We start from the raw sequence: 14513 nt of genomic DNA on the forward strand, positions 1-14513 counted from the left end.
TATACGATACGAGCCGCTCCACGCGGCGTGAAGGAGCCGTGGGCTTGCCCGGCGAGCTTCGTATAATCCCCCGCATTATGTTGAACGGCTGACCGGCCAGCCGCCGGGGTGACACGGAGCACCGCCGCACAACGCGGGCCGGGCGGACGTTTACCCCCGCCCGCGATGCCGCCTGACGGCAGTCAGCCCGCCGGGCTGTCTGCCGAACCCGCTCCCGCCGCACTCAACCGGAGAGCGCTAACTTTTGGGGCTGTCCGGCCACACGGGCGTGTCGTCCGGCTCCGGGGTGTCCGGCTGCTCCGCCGCTATCAGGTCGGCCAGCAGCCCGGTTTCATCACTGTCCGACTGCTCCGCCGGATGCGTCGAGGCATGAACCGCCTGCAACGCCCGGATGCTCACCTGCGTGTAGATTTGCGTGCTCTCCACGCTCGCATGGCCCAGCATCGCCTGTATCCACCGCAGGTCCGCCCCGTTCTCCAGCATTTGCGTGGCCATCGCGTGCCGGAACAGGTGGCAGCTTCCCATTTCGCTATCCCCGATGCCCTGATGTAGTGACTCGCCAGATTGGTGATGCCGTTCGGCGTCAGTCCCTCGACACCATCCAGGGCCACGAACAGTGCCGGGCAGTGCGGGTTCACCAGCAGTTGCGGCCTCACCGCCTGCACGTAATACGTCAGCCAGCGCAGCGCCCGCTGCCCGACCGGGATAACCCGGTCTTTCTTCCCCTTGCCCTGCACGATGGTCACGATATGGCGGCTCGCGTCCACGCTGTACACCTCCAGCATCGCCACTTCACCCCGCCGTATCCCGGTTGACCACAGCAGCTCCATCAGCGCCCGGTCGCGGATGCCCTGCAACGTGGTCAGGTCCGGCAACGCCAGTACCTGCTCCACGTCCGCCACGCTCAGGATATGGCGCGGCAGCCGCTTTTCCAGTCGCGGCAACACCAGACCCGACGCCGGGTCGGCCAGCAGCAGATGATGCCGCGTCATCCAGCCGAACCACACCACCAGTGGCCCCAGTTGGCTGCGCTGCGTCCGGGTGCTCAGTGGCTCCCCGTTCGGCTTGCGGTACTGGTACAGATGGCGCTGGTAGTGCTCCAGTATCGGTAAGGTGATGTCCCGGCCATAGTGCAGCCCGCGCTCCGCCGCCCACAGGATGAACCGGTACTGATGATGGGTTTGCGTCTTCAGCGTCGTCTCCGACCAGTTCCGCTCCCGACGCCACGCCACGAACCGCAGCAGCAGCGCGTACAGGCTCTTCGGGTCGCTGGCCGGGCCGATGGGTTTTCGGTACACGTCATCCACCGTCAGCAGCGCATCGGCACGGGGTTTACGGTTGGCCATTATTCACCTCCCTCGACGGGGGCGGCGGTACGTGATGCGTTCCCCCTGATTACTGCGTCTGACTCAACCCCGACCGGTTCGGCATCCAGCCCCTGTGCCGTCTGGCCTGATGCCGGTTTTTCACGCTCCGACCAGCTGCCGACCACACCCCGACCGGGGGCCGACTGAGTGACCTCCAGCCCCGACCGGTCGGCATTGCCCTCAGCCACGCCGTTTTTACTCGCAGGCAGCGGCGCAGATGGCAATGTGGGTTTCCCCTTGATTACCGCGTCTGACTCAGCTCCGACCGGTTCCGCTGTCAGCCCTTGTCCTGTCTGGCCTGACACCGCTTTTTCACGCCCCGACCAGCTACCGACCACACCCCGACCGGGGGCCGACTGAACGGCGTCCAGCCCCGACCGGTCGGCATTGCCTTCTGTCTCCGGGGCCGCGTCGTCCACCTCCAGCAGCCCGCACAGGTGCGCCCCGCCGTTGTCGTCACCGTCCCACAGCAGCCCGTATTCATACGTCAGACCGCGACGGAACAGCAGCAGGTATTCCATTTCCAGCAGCCTGCCAAGGTGGATTTTTAGTTGTGTATCACCCCAGCCCAGCGCTGCCCGCACCTCCCGCCGCGTGAACCGTATCTCGTCCGCCTTCACCGCCTGACCCTGCGCACGCGCCTGCACCCAGCCCTTCAGCCACACCAGCAGCTTGCGCGTCTGCGGCGGCATTTCATCCAGCGTCCGGCCCAGCACCTCGTGGGCCAGCTGATTGGCCAGCGCGATATCGCTTTTTTCCACCTCGATATACTCGATAACCTGCCCCCGGTGCTCGACCCGCTTCACTTCACGCTGGTACTGGTGCAGCAACGCTATAGCCTGGATTAAGGTCAGGTACTTCATGTGGTCGCGCCGGGTACGGGTTTTATCACTCAGGAACGTCAGCCGGTCAGCATACGGATTCACCACCTTCAGTGGCCGCAGCAGCCGCTGTGCGTTCTGGTGTAGTGTCGTCAGGTAGCCTTTCTCACTCGTGGCCAGCAGCCCGGCCAGCGTCTGACCGTGGCGTTGCATCGCGTGTATCGCCTGCGTCTGTTCTCTGGACTCGTTCACGGTGAGAACCAGACAGCGGTTCAGCAGCTCTTCGTCCACATCGCTGGCCGTGGTGGTCAGCATCAGCATCACCGGCCCCTGCACCTTGTATTCCCGCGTCACCAGTTCGCCGCTCTGCTCGTTCTTGCCGGTACTGGCGATTTTCAGTTCCCCGTCCGACTGCAACAACTTCAGCGCATACGCCGCCTGCCGCACCCCTTCTTCTTCCGCGATAGCCAGTATCTTGTGCTGTAACGAGGTTTCACCCAGATAGTAGAGGCTCTGCCCGGTCATCGCGCTGTACTGGATACGCTCTTCTTCCGGCATCATCCCCAGCACCGCCTCCATCAGGCTGCTTTTCCCGGCAGCGCTTGATGACTGGATAAGCACGGCCAGCGGTTTATCCAGCTTGCGCGACGTCGCCGCCAGATACCCGGTCAGCAGATTGGTACGTTCCCCCACCACCCCGCAGGCGGCCAGGTCATCCACGATACGGGCGGCAAGGTCCGGGGACTTGAGTAACGCCAGTGCGTCCGCTTCGTCTTGTGCGCTGACTGTGACCGCCGGAGCGCGTTCGGCCTGCTCTGCCGCCTGCCGCTGACGCGCCTGTTGCTGCTCAAGCCAGAGCAGCACCCGCCCGCATTCGCGTTTGATGACTGAAGACTCGCACTCAAGCTCCGCCGCTGCCGCCGCCACATAACCCTGACGCTGCCGGGCGCTGTACAGGTCCAGACTGTCCACATGCAGCGCGCCCGTGCTCTCGTCCCGCACCTGCACGTTGACCTTCATCACCTCGGCCACGGTGTTTTTCTGCCAGCCCCGCACCCGCCACACGCGCGGGCCGTGGGTCAGCAGCAGCTCGCCGGACGGGGTTAACTCGCCTGCCACCGTCGGGGCCGGTACGCCCGCCGGGGCGGCTAAGGAAGAAGCGGTATCGTCCCCGCCGGATGGCATGTCACGGGAGAACACCACCCCCGGCCCGCTGCCCTGGCCCATCCATGCCGCCTGCTCCAGTGCCAGCCCTAACGCCGATTCCGGGTTGCCACTCTTCAGCGCATACGCATTCGCATCCAGCCCCGGCGGGAACCGCACCCGCCACGCCTCGATACCCGCTTCCAGCAGGTCCGCCGCCACGCTCTCCGCGCCCCGGTCGCCCGCTTCGTCCCGGTCATAGGCTATCTGCACCCGCTTCACGCCGTGGTACTGCAACGCCGCCAGATGGTCGGCGGTAAAGCCGCTGGCCCCGTAGGCCGTGGTCACATTGCGGAACCCGGCACACCAGAACGTCATCGCGTCGATAAGCGATTCGCACAGGATGACCTCGGACGACGCCTTCAGGGCTTCCTCGTTCCACACCCCGGCCAGCGGTGACGGCAGATACAGGTGCTTCGGCGAGCCTTTGAGGATTTTGTGGTCCGGCTGCACCCGACGCCCGTACAACTGCATCACCCGCCCACGCTGCGCCACATTCGCCGATTCCGACCAGCCGATAACCGGCATCACCACGCAGCCCCGGAAGTGGTCCTGTCTGGTGGCAGCCCGCAGCACCCCCAGCCCGGCCAGCTTCTCGCGCAGCCGTTTTCCCTCCTGACTCGACGAGGACGGCAACACGCCTGCACTGCCGCCGATACCGTGATGACCGGCGAACCCCAGCCGGAAGTGACTCACCAGCTCGGGATGAGCCAGCCCGCGACCGGCCAGCCACTGCTGCGCCTCCGGGCTGTCGAGCAGGCTCTGGTGGTAGAAGTGGATAACCTGATTCAGCAGCGCCTGGCCGTCATCATCCAGGTCGGCGAGTCTGGTACGGGCCACCGCTGGCGAGGCGGGGACAGGGACGGCGGCTAAAAAAGACGCCGAACCGGCCAGCTCCCGCAGCCGCAGCAGGGTTTGCGGGTAGGTCAGCCGCTCGGTGTGTTGCAGCCAGTCCAGCACCGACCCCGACGCCCCGCAGCCGAAGCAGTGGTACAGGTTCTTTGACGGCGTGATGACACAGGACGGCGTGTTCTCCTGATGGAACGGACACCGGCACACAACACTGTCCGCCCCCTGCTTTTTCAGCTTATGCCCCTGAGACTGCGCCACGGCCCGCAGCGACACCCCGCGTTTCAGTTGCTCCAGCTCTGCCGGTGTCATTCGTCCCATTTCCGCCGCTCCTGTAAAAACCCGTCAATAACCGTTTAATGTTTTAATTAGATACCTTATACTGTGTATGTGTCAAACAGTATTAGAGGGACAGGTTACAGTATGGCTACGTCAACTTTGTGGTTCTTACCGATGAACTTTCCTGCTCGTCTGATACAACTGCGCAAGGCCGCCGACCTGACTCAACAGGCGTTAGCCGACAGCGCCTCCATTCATGTCAACCAGATACGCCGCTATGAGGCGGGGTCGGCGCAACCCACCTTAGACGCCCTGATTCGGCTGGCTAAGGTGCTGCGTGTCTCGCTGGATGGGCTGGTGTTTGATGACCACGAGCGTGGCCCGTCTGATGATTTGGCGTTGCAGTTTGAGGCCGTCAGCGGGATGCCAGAAGAAGAGCGCCGGATTATCAAGGCGTTACTGGATGGGATGATACTGAAGTACCAGGCTAAACAGATTACTGAGCGCGGTTAGAACAGGCGGCTACCTGCTCCAACCGCTCACCACTGGCAACTAAACGAGGTAGTTACTATGGCTGGACGCGATTCTAAGTCAGAACCCCGCGCAACTGAAGTAAAAGAACCCCAACGGCATTACACCGTCGGTTACGCCCCCAATGGCATGAAGGGCAACCCGCCGCCGCAACTCACGCTGAAGGGCCGCTGGCTGGAAGATCTCGGCTTTAACACCGGACAGCCGGTTATCGTCACCGTGGAGCGCGGGCGACTGGTAATTGAGGCGGAGCTTAGGATCTAACCGGTAAAAACGACGATCCCGGCACATGGCCGGGATCGGTATCATTTCAAGATATAATCGAACTTATCATCGAAGTTTAATTCGATATCCTGCTTTCTTACCCTCTCTAACACTTCCACTATTCGATTAAACGTATCTCCTAAGCGCTGTCGGGTTGTATCTGAGTTCGTCCATACCAGCGTTACTGGCCGCTCGACGTCATTGCTTAATCGATCCCAGAGCGCATTAAGATTTCTTCCATAATAGGGACCAAAATCTAATTTCTCCGATAGAACACCATGAACATCAGATTCGGTATATATGTTTAAACCATCTAAAATAATTTCGCGTTCACTCACTTCCATTTACCTATTGATGTTGCTGTTTCATAGTGATCAGTAGTGATATACAACAACCCATCACTCGAATATAACAACCTTGTTCCCGGCTGATTGCTTCTCGACATCGTATTATTCAATCCTATATCAGCCTCGCGCCATACTCTTCCTGGTGAAGGCGGTAACAGGTTATTTGAATTTTCGAAGATATCACCGCCTAATTGCCCACCGGGGTTTGTATTATTCAATGCTTTCCCAGGTTTCCAGCCATTAGCAACAGCTTGGGCCTTATCTACATAATTCGATGGTAATGTTCCGGTAGTCCGCAAGCTATCCACAACATCATTTGCTGCTTGAGTAGTCTGTAAGTCCAATTTTAATCCAGCATAGCTTGCTGCGTTATGGGCTTCATTACCTATAAACCCAGCCGCCGCCGATTCAGCTTTACCCACTGCTTTACCCGCAACTTTGGCAACGATCTTCTCCGTTACACCTGCGGTCACTTTTACTACACCCGTACCACCGGCAAGCAGACCCGCTATATCCGTAACCAGTTTTCCGCCTTCAACACCGGCATTGAACGAGCCACTGGCTCCGGCCTTCTGGTATTCCGCTTCCATGTTGTTGATGCGGTCTATATACGACTGTTTCACCGCATCCGACACATTACCCAGCACATCACCGCTGTTGAACAGCGATTTCAGCGCCTCATATGTCTCCATTGGGCTGCTTGCCGTTTTCACAATACCGTCGATCGTGTCATACAGCCCTGCCGGAACCCCGGCAACCATCCCGGCCGCAAAGCTCCCATCCTGCCCTAAATCTATCGCCGTCCACTTCGCCTCAGCCTGCACTTTGCAAGCTTGGGTCTGGCACTCTTCAAGCTCCTTCTTCTTCTGAGCCTTCTGCTGGTTGCTCAGATAGTTATTCTCCACAACAACGTCATCCGTTGCGAAGTCAGCCGACGAACCCACTTTTTCCCTGTGCAGTCAGCCGGTTACAGCCGGTTTTCCCTGAAGCGTTTCGATACCCGAACTCCGAAGCCCCGATACGCGGTTTTGGCCCCCGACACGCTACCGCCCTGCCGGGGCTTTCGCCTGCAACCCACGCATCATAGCAGCGGCGGCAGCCGCTGCCATCCGGTGTTGGGGGTTCAGTTTGGGGTTCCATCGCAACCCGTGACGGGCCACAGCTTGCCTGTGGCGCCGGCGCGGGTTCTGCCGGTGCGGACGGCACAGAGTCCGCAAGCGACGCCCTGCGGCGCTCTGTGACTCCGACGGTTAAGGAGAAGAGGCACCTGCATGACCACGCCGGACAACCCGCCAGGTGACCATCGGGAGGCCCCGGCGGGGCCGCACGGGGCGGAGATGGCGAGCACGGGAACGAGCAAGGAGCCTGCGACTGCGAGCCGGGCGCAGCCAGTGAAGCGGGGTCTGGGTCGGGGGGCGAGGTAATGCCTTTCAGCGGAGGCCGACGGGCCGACTTCTTCTGGGGGTTGGGTTTGGGGGTTGACCGAGTGCTGACGAAGGAACACCGGAGCCGACAGCGGAAGGCGCCGCCTTGCGCGCCGCGCCTCATCCGCGATGCCAATGGCGGGCGCAAGACATAATGCGGATTATACGATACGAGCCGCTCCACGCGGCGTGAAGGAGCCGTGGGCTTGCCCGGCGAGCTTCGTATAATCCCCGCATTATGTCCAACGGCTGACCGGCCAGCCGCCGGGTGACACGGAGCACCGCCGCACAACGCGGGCCGGGCGGACGTTTACCCCCGCCCGCGATGCCGCCTGACGGCAGTCAGCCCGCCGGGCTGTCTGCCGAACCCGCTCCCGCCGCACTCAACCGGAGAGCGCTAACTTTTGGGGCTGTCCGGCCACACGGGCGTGTCGTCCGGCTCCGGGGTGTCCGGCTGCTCCGCCGCCATCAGGTCGGCCAGCAGCCCGGTTTCATCACTGTCCGACTGCTCCGCCGGATGCGTCGAGGCATGAACCGCCTGCAACGCCCGGATGCTCACCTGCGTGTAGATTTGCGTGCTCTCCACGCTCGCATGGCCCAGCATCGCCTGTATCACCGCAGGTCCGCCCCGTTCTCCAGCATTTGCGTGGCCATCGCGTGCCGGAACAGGTGGCAGCTTCCCCATTTCGCTATCCCCGATGCCCTGATGTAGTGACTCACCAGATTGGTGATGCCGTTCGGCGTCAGTCCCTCGACACCATCCAGGGCCACGAACAGTGCCGGGCAGTGCGGGTTCACCAGCAGTTGCGGCCTCACCGCCTGCACGTAATACGTCAGCCAGCGCAGCGCCCGCTGCCCGACCGGGATAACCCGGTCTTTCTTCCCCTTGCCCTGCACGATGGTCACGATATGGCGGCTCGCGTCCACGCTGTACACCTCCAGCATCGCCACTTCACCCCGCCGTATCCCGGTTGACCACAGCAGCTCCATCAGCGCCCGGTCGCGGATGCCCTGCAACGTGGTCAGGTCCGGCAACGCCAGTACCTGCTCCACGTCCGCCACGCTCAGGATATGGCGCGGCAGCCGCTTTTCCAGTCGCGGCAACACCAGACCCGACGCCGGGTCGGCCAGCAGCAGATGATGCCGCGTCATCCAGCCGAACCACACCACCAGGGGCCCCAGTTGGCTGCGCTGCGTCCGGGTGCTCAGTGGCTCCCCGTTCGGCTTGCGGTACTGGTACAGATGGCGCTGGTAGTGCTCCAGTATCGGTAAGGTGATGTCACGGCCATAGTGCAGCCCGCGCTCCGCCGCCCACAGGATGAACCGGTACTGATGATGGGTTTGCGTCTTCAGCGTCGTCTCCGACCAGTTCCGCTCCCGACGCCACGCCACGAACCGCAGCAGCAGCGCGTACAGGCTCTTCGGGTCGCTGGCCGGGCCGATGGGTTTTCGGTACACGTCATCCACCGTCAGCAGCGCATCGGCGCGGGGTTTACGGTTGGCCATGTGTCACCTCCGTTTTCCCGGCCACAGGCAGCGGTGCGGATGGCGATGTTTGTGTTCCCTTTCTTACTGTCTCTGACTCAGCCCCGACCGCTTCCGCCGTCAGCCCTTGTGCCGTCTGGCCCGACGCAGGTTTTTCACGCCCCGACCGGCTGCCGACCACACCCCGACCGGGGGCCGACTGAGCGGCGTCCAGCCCCGACCGGTCGGCATTGCCCTCAGCCTCGCCGTTTTTACTCGCAGGCAGCGGCGCAGATGGCGATGCTGGGTTCCCCCTGATTACTGCGTCTGACTCAGCTCCGACCGGTTCCGCTGTCAGCCCTTTCCCTGTCTGGCATGACGCCGGTTTTTCATGCCCCGACCGGCTGCCGACCACACCCCGACCGGGGGCCGACTGAACGGTATCCAGACCCGACCGGTCAGCATTGCCTTCTGTCTCCGGGGTCGCGTCTTCCACCTCCAGCAGCCCGCACAGGTGCGCCCCGCCGTTGTCGTCACCGTCCCACAGCAGCCCGTATTCATACGTCAGACCGCGCCGGAACCAGCAGCAGGTATTCCATTTCCAGCAGCCTGCCAAGGTGGATTTTCAGTTGCGTGTCACCCCAGCCCAGCGAGGAGCGCACCTCCCGCCGCGTGAACCGTATCTCGTCCACCTTCACCGCCTGACCCTGCGCACGCGCCTGCACCCAGCCCTTCAGCCACACCAGCAGCTTGCGCGTCTGCGGCGGCATTTCATCCAGCGTCCGGCCCAGCACCTCGTGGGCCAGCTGATTGGCCAGCGCGATATCGCCTTTTTCCACCTCGATATACTCGATAACCTGCCCCCGGTGCTCGACCCGCTTCACCGCCCGCTGGTACTGGTGCAACAGCGCGATGGCCTGTATCAGCGTCAGGTACTTCATATGGTCGCGCCGGGTGCGGGTCTTGTCCGACAGGAACGTCAGCCGGTCAGCATACGGATTCACCACCTTCAGCGGGCGCAGCAGCCGCTGCGCGTTCTGGTGCAGCGTCGTCAGGTACTGCTTTTCTGAGGATTGCAGCAGCCCGGCCAGCGTCTGCCCGTGGCGCTGCATCGCGTGTATCGCCTGCGTCTGCTCCCGTGACTCGTTCACCGTCAACACCAGACAGCGGTTCAGCAGCTCTTCATCCACGTCGCTGGCCGTGGTGGTCAGCATCAGCATCACCGGTCCCTGTACCTTGTATTCCCGCGTCACCAGTTCGCCGCTCTGCTCGTTCTTGCCGGTACTGGCGATTTTCAGCTCCCCGTCCGACTGCAACAGCTTGAGCGCATACGCTGCCTGCCTGACCCCTTCTTCTTCCGCGATGGCCAGTATCTTGTGCTGTAACGAAGTCTCGCCGAGGTAATACAGGCTCTGCCCGGTCATCGCGCTGTACTGGATACGCTCTTCTTCCGGCATCATCCCCAGCACCGCGTCCATCAGCGAGGATTTCCCCGCCGCCGAGCTGCTCTGTATCAGCACGGCCAGCGGTTTATCCAGCTTGCGCGACGTCGCCGCCAGATACCCGGTCAGCAGATTGGTACGTTCCCCCACCACCCCGCAGGCGGCCAGGTCATCCACGATACGGGCGGCAAGGTCCGGGGACTTGAGTAACGCCAGTGCGTCCGCTTCGTCTTGTGCGCTGACTGTGACCGCCGGAGCGCGTTCGGCCTGCTCTGCCGCCTGCCGCTGACGCGCCTGTTGCTGCTCAAGCCAGAGCAGCACCCGCCCGCACTCGCGCTTGATGACTGAAGACTCGCACTCAAGCTCTGCCGCCGCCGCGCTGATATACCCCTGACGATGACGTGAACTGTACATATCCAGACTGTCTACATGGAACGCGCCCGTGCTCTCGTCCCGCACCTGCACGTTGACCTTCATCACCTCGGCCACGGTGTTTTTCTGCCAGCCCCGCACCCGCCACACCCGCGGGCCGTGGGTCAGCAGCAGGTCGCCGGACGGGGTTAACTCCCCCGCCACCGTCTGCGCCGGTACGCCCGCCGGGGCGGCTAAGGAAGAAGGCTCACGCTCGCCACTCACCGGCATATCACGGGAGAACACCACCCCCGGCCCGCTGCCTTTGCCCATCCATGCCGCCTGCTCCAGTGCCAGCCCTAATGCCGATTCCGGGCTGCCACTGTTCAGCGCATACGCATTCGCATCCAGCCCCGGCGGGAACCGCACCCGCCACGCCTCGATACCGCACTCCAGCAGCTCCGCCGCCACACTCTCCGCGCCCCGGTCGCCTGCTGCGTCACGGTCATAGGCTATCTGTACCCGTTTCACGCCGTGGTACTGCAACGCGGCCAGATGGTCAGCAGTGAAGCCGTTGGCCCCGTAGGCCGTGGTGACGTTGCGGAACCCGGCACACCAGAACGTCATCGCATCGATCAGCGACTCGCACAGGATAAGGTCCGACGACGCCTTCAGCGCTGCCTCGTTCCACACCCCGGCCAGCGGCGACGGCAGATACAGGTGCTTCGGCGAGCCTTTGAGGATTTTGTGGTCCGGCTGCACCCGCCGCCCGTACAACTGCATCACCCGGCCACGCTGCGCCACATTTGCCGACTCTGCCCAGCCGATAACCGGCATCACCACGCAACCCCGGAAGTGGTCCTGCTTCGTGGTCGCCCGCAGCACCCCCAGCCCGGCCAGTTTCTCGCGCAGCCGTTTTCCCTCGTGGCTCGACGAGGACGGCAACAGCCCCGCGCTGCCGCCGATGCCGTGGTGACCGGCGAACCCCAGCCGGAAGTGACTCACCAGTTCAGGATGATCCAGCCCGCGACTGACCAGCCACTGCTGCGCCTCCGGGCTGTCGAGCAGGCTCTGGTGGTAGAAGTGGATAACCTGATTCAGCAGCGCCTGGCCGTCATCATCCAGGTCGGCGAGTCTGGTACGGGCCACCGCTGGCGAGGCGGGGACAGGAACGGCGGCTAAAGAAGGGGCGGTCCCGGCCAGCTCCCGCAGCCGCAACAGGGTTTGCGGGTAGGTCAGCCGCTCGGTGTGTTGCAGCCAGTCCAGCACCGACCCCGACGCCCCGCAGCCGAAGCAGTGGTACAGGTTTTTTGACGGTGTGATGACGCAGGACGGCGTGTTTTCCTGATGGAACGGGCACCGGCACACAACACTGTCCGCACCCTGCTTTTTAAGCCGATGCCCCTGAGACTGCGCCACGGCCCGCAGCGACACCCCGCGTTTCAGTTGCTCCAGCTCTGCCGGTGTCAGTCGTCCCATTTCCGCTGCTCCTGTCAAAAACCCGTCAATAACCGTTTAATGTTTTAATTAGATACCTTATACTGTGTATATGTCAAACAGTATTAGAGGGACAGGTTACAGTATGGCTACGTCAACTTTGTGGTTCTTACCGATGAACTTTCCTGCTCGTCTGATACAACTGCGCAAGGCCGCCGACCTGACTCAACAGGCGTTAGCCGACAGCGCCTCCATTCATGTCAACCAGATACGCCGTTATGAGGCGGGGTCGGCGCAACCCACCTTAGACGCCCTGATTCGGCTGGCTAAGGTGCTGCGTGTCTCGCTGGATGGGCTGGTGTTTGATGACCACGAGCGTGGCCCGTCTGATGATTTGGCGTTGCAGTTTGAGGCCGTCAGCGGGATGCCCGAAGAAGAGCGCCGGATTATCAAGGCGTTACTGGATGGGATGATACTGAAGTACCAGGCTAAACAGATTACTGAGCGCGGTTAGAACAGGCGGCTACCTGCTCCAACCGCTCACCACTGGCAACTAAACGAGGTAGTTACTATGGCTGGACGCGATTCTAAGGCAGAACCCCGCGCAACTGAAGTAAAAGAACCCCAACGGCATTACACCGTCGGCTACGCCCCCAACGGCATGAAGGGCAACCCGCCGCCGCAACTCACGCTGAAGGGCCGCTGGCTGGAAGATCTCGGCTTTAACACCGGCCAGCCGGTTATCGTCACCGTTGAGCGCGGGCGGCTGGTGATTGAAGCGGAGATTAGGATCTGACTGGTAAAAATGACGATCCCGGCGCGAAGGCCGGGATCGGTATCAGAGTGGCATTTTTTCCAGCAGAGCTTTTATCCTTGCTTCATCTTCAGGATGCTTTTGCAGATATTTTTCACAAGCCAGACGAACATATTTAAAACACGTTTCTTCGCTAACAATGACCGTATCTGCTTCAGAGGGAGGATAGCCAACGGCAAACTCCACACCATCAAAATGCTCACTCTCATCGTAACTATTCATGTCAGGAAAATTACAATACGCCCCATCAGTACTAAATCCTATTTTTTTTATAATATATTCAATGACTTCAAAAAAATCTTTATCAGAAGACATTATATTAAAATAGCCTACTATGACCTCATTTAGCCCTGAATGTACGTCTGACATTTCAAATAAATTTTTATTCATATCAACTTACCCAGTAAATTAATTCGGATGGAAGTTCCTTACTGTCCCTGTGGACTTATCAACATATATCCTGAAGCTAATACCGCCAGCGGTAACATTGGCAGTTCCATTCGGGCTACTCATTGCTTCCTTATAGCCATTGGCTGCTGCCTGTTGCCCAAGTTCTAATATTTTCTGATCGGAGAATATTTTAGGATCATAAATAGTCTTTGTTTCAGGTGTTGCTTTGTAATCTCCGGTAAGGTTCCCAGCCCGATCTTTAGTAGGTATCAGATACTTCACTTCGGTGATGCCATTCACTCCACTTGGTGTTTCACTAACGATTTTTACATTGTATTCCTTAGCTGCATCATAAAAAGCATTAGCATTATGACCCCCTGAAATTCCATTTTTCTGTGTGAATCCGTCTACTGTTGACAGATGTTTTGGCTGATCAATTCTGAAGCTAATCCCATCAGGATAAGTAACTGTTGCTACGTCCCCTTTGGTCGTCACAGTGACTTTTTCACCAGAAGCCAGCCGGACAACAGCAGTCTCACCAGCAACGGAACCTATTCCTTTCATCCCGGCCAGAGCACTGACAATCCCATGTAACTGCATCGCCGTATCATACTGCGATGCCACCTCATCCCAGCCTTTTCCGGTGGCTTTGGCGATGGCGGTGATGGCCGCATCGCGGGTGATGCTGCCTTCATCCAGCCCTTTCAGGATGGCGCTCACATTGGCTGCGTCCTGCGGGTACAGGTCTTTGTAAATCAGACGATAGCTCGCCGCACTTTCACCATAACTGTTTAACGCCTGCTGCGCCTGAGCCACCAGTGCCGAGCACGCCCCGCCTGACTTGTTGCCCTGCGTACAGATATCGTGGATGGCCTGGTCACGGTCTTTGTCCAGTTTGCGGGTATCAGCCAGCTCTTTGGCTTCGTCCGCTGTCAGTGTCCCGTCTTTTTCCCTGCGCTCCAGCACCGCTTTCTTTGCGGCTTCCGTTGCACTCAGATAGTTATTCTCCACAACAACGTCATCCGTTGCGAAGTCAGCCGCCGAACCCACTTTTTCCCTGTGCAGTCAGCCGGTTACAGCCGGTTTTCCCTGAGGCGTTTTGATACCCGGACACCGACGCCCCGATACGCGGTTTTGGCCCCCGACACGCTACCGCCCTGCCGGGGCTTTCGCCTGCAACCCACGCATCATAGCAGCGGCGGCAGCCGCTGCCATCCGGTGTTGGGGGTTCGGTTTGGGGTTTCATCGCAACCCGTGACGGGGCCACAGCTTGCCTGTGGCACCGGCGCGGGGGTCTGCCGGTGCGGACGGCACAGAGTCCGCAAGCGACGCCCTGCGGCGCTCTGTGGCTCCGACGGTTAAGGTGAAGAGGCACCTGCATGACCACGCCACACCGGGGCGGGGGCGAAGGCTGGCCGGCACGGGAACGAGCAAGGAGCCTGCGACTGCGAGCCGTGACGGACAGATGCAGCGGGCGGGCATGAAGCCCTTCAGCGGAGGCCCGACGGGCCGACTTCTTCTTTGGGGTGG

General features: G+C 60.9%; 8 protein-coding genes and 4 pseudogenes. 4 read left to right on the forward strand and 8 right to left on the reverse strand.

The features are described from left to right. Positions 1-237: 237 nt before the first annotated feature. Both xerC (O1Q98_RS02510) and O1Q98_RS02515 read right to left on the reverse strand, forming a co-directional pair. Positions 238-1346 (reverse strand): annotated as a pseudogene (gene xerC / locus O1Q98_RS02510) (site-specific tyrosine recombinase XerC). Next, entirely contained in the window at positions 1346-4561 is a 3216-nt protein-coding gene (locus tag O1Q98_RS02515; protein WP_125261325.1) for a CHC2 zinc finger domain-containing protein, read from the reverse strand. Before O1Q98_RS02515 ends, xerC (O1Q98_RS02510) begins: the two are co-directional and overlap by 1 nt. Before the next feature lie 132 nt (positions 4562-4693). Between O1Q98_RS02515 and O1Q98_RS02520 the strand changes: the two genes are divergently transcribed. Both O1Q98_RS02520 and O1Q98_RS02525 read left to right on the forward strand, forming a co-directional pair. Continuing rightward, positions 4694-5032 carry a helix-turn-helix domain-containing protein gene (locus tag O1Q98_RS02520; protein ID WP_050569864.1) on the forward strand — a complete coding sequence of 113 codons (339 nt, stop codon included), beginning with the start codon at positions 4694-4696 and terminating at the stop codon, positions 5030-5032. A gap of 57 nt (positions 5033-5089) precedes the next feature. After that, the gene (locus O1Q98_RS02525) at positions 5090-5314 is read left to right on the forward strand and encodes a SymE family type I addiction module toxin (RefSeq protein ID WP_024106086.1); all 225 of its coding nucleotides are present in this window, start codon (positions 5090-5092) and stop codon (positions 5312-5314) included. 41 nt (positions 5315-5355) lie between these two features. Here the strand turns inward: O1Q98_RS02525 and O1Q98_RS02530 are convergent, their stop codons facing one another. The 4 genes and pseudogenes from O1Q98_RS02530 to O1Q98_RS02545 all read right to left on the reverse strand — a co-directional run bounded on the left by O1Q98_RS02530 (position 5356) and on the right by O1Q98_RS02545 (position 11821). Beyond that, positions 5356-5652, reverse strand: a complete 297-nt coding sequence (locus O1Q98_RS02530) for a barstar family protein (protein WP_226053315.1) — start codon at positions 5650-5652, stop codon at positions 5356-5358. Positions 5653-6056: 404 nt separating this feature from the next. Further along, positions 6057-6566 (reverse strand): annotated as a pseudogene (locus tag O1Q98_RS19755) (VENN motif pre-toxin domain-containing protein); the annotation flags it as partial. A 916-nt stretch (positions 6567-7482) separates the two neighbouring features. Next, a pseudogene (gene xerC / locus O1Q98_RS02540) lies at positions 7483-8591 on the reverse strand (site-specific tyrosine recombinase XerC). Next, positions 8578-11821 (reverse strand): annotated as a pseudogene (locus O1Q98_RS02545) (CHC2 zinc finger domain-containing protein). Before O1Q98_RS02545 ends, xerC (O1Q98_RS02540) begins: the two co-directional pseudogenes overlap by 14 nt. A gap of 133 nt (positions 11822-11954) precedes the next feature. Between O1Q98_RS02545 and O1Q98_RS02550 the strand changes: the two are divergent. Both O1Q98_RS02550 and O1Q98_RS02555 read left to right on the forward strand, forming a co-directional pair. Beyond that, on the forward strand, positions 11955-12293 hold the full coding sequence (locus tag O1Q98_RS02550; RefSeq protein WP_050569864.1) for a helix-turn-helix domain-containing protein: 339 nt from the start codon (positions 11955-11957) through the stop codon (positions 12291-12293). Positions 12294-12350: 57 nt separating this feature from the next. Next, on the forward strand, positions 12351-12575 hold the full coding sequence (locus tag O1Q98_RS02555; protein ID WP_040001166.1) for a SymE family type I addiction module toxin: 225 nt from the start codon (positions 12351-12353) through the stop codon (positions 12573-12575). Between the two features lie 42 nt (positions 12576-12617). Here O1Q98_RS02555 and cdiI read toward each other — a convergent pair whose 3' ends face one another. Continuing rightward, positions 12618-12983 carry a ribonuclease toxin immunity protein CdiI gene (cdiI, locus tag O1Q98_RS02560; RefSeq protein WP_125259659.1) on the reverse strand — a complete coding sequence of 122 codons (366 nt, stop codon included), beginning with the start codon at positions 12981-12983 and terminating at the stop codon, positions 12618-12620. Between the two features lie 18 nt (positions 12984-13001). Continuing rightward, positions 13002-13994: a CdiA family toxin C-terminal domain-containing protein gene (locus tag O1Q98_RS02565; RefSeq protein WP_269975692.1), complete on the reverse strand. Its 993-nt coding sequence runs from the start codon at positions 13992-13994 to the stop codon at positions 13002-13004. Positions 13995-14513: the final 519 nt, after the last annotated feature.

Source organism: Dickeya lacustris (assembly GCF_029635795.1).
GTDB classification, from domain to species: Bacteria; Pseudomonadota; Gammaproteobacteria; order Enterobacterales; family Enterobacteriaceae; genus Dickeya; species Dickeya lacustris.

Excerpts from the sequence above, each read along its gene's own strand:
- cdiI (WP_125259659.1), bottom strand. The coding sequence starts at position 12,983 with ATGAATAAAAATTTATTTGAAATGTCAGACGTACATTCAGGGCTAAAT.
- O1Q98_RS02520 (WP_050569864.1), top strand. The coding sequence starts at position 4,694 with ATGAACTTTCCTGCTCGTCTGATACAACTGCGCAAGGCCGCCGACCTG.
- O1Q98_RS02515 (WP_125261325.1), bottom strand. The coding sequence starts at position 4,561 with ATGGGACGAATGACACCGGCAGAGCTGGAGCAACTGAAACGCGGGGTG.
- O1Q98_RS02550 (WP_050569864.1), top strand. The coding sequence starts at position 11,955 with ATGAACTTTCCTGCTCGTCTGATACAACTGCGCAAGGCCGCCGACCTG.
- O1Q98_RS02555 (WP_040001166.1), top strand. The coding sequence starts at position 12,351 with ATGGCTGGACGCGATTCTAAGGCAGAACCCCGCGCAACTGAAGTAAAA.
- O1Q98_RS02525 (WP_024106086.1), top strand. The coding sequence starts at position 5,090 with ATGGCTGGACGCGATTCTAAGTCAGAACCCCGCGCAACTGAAGTAAAA.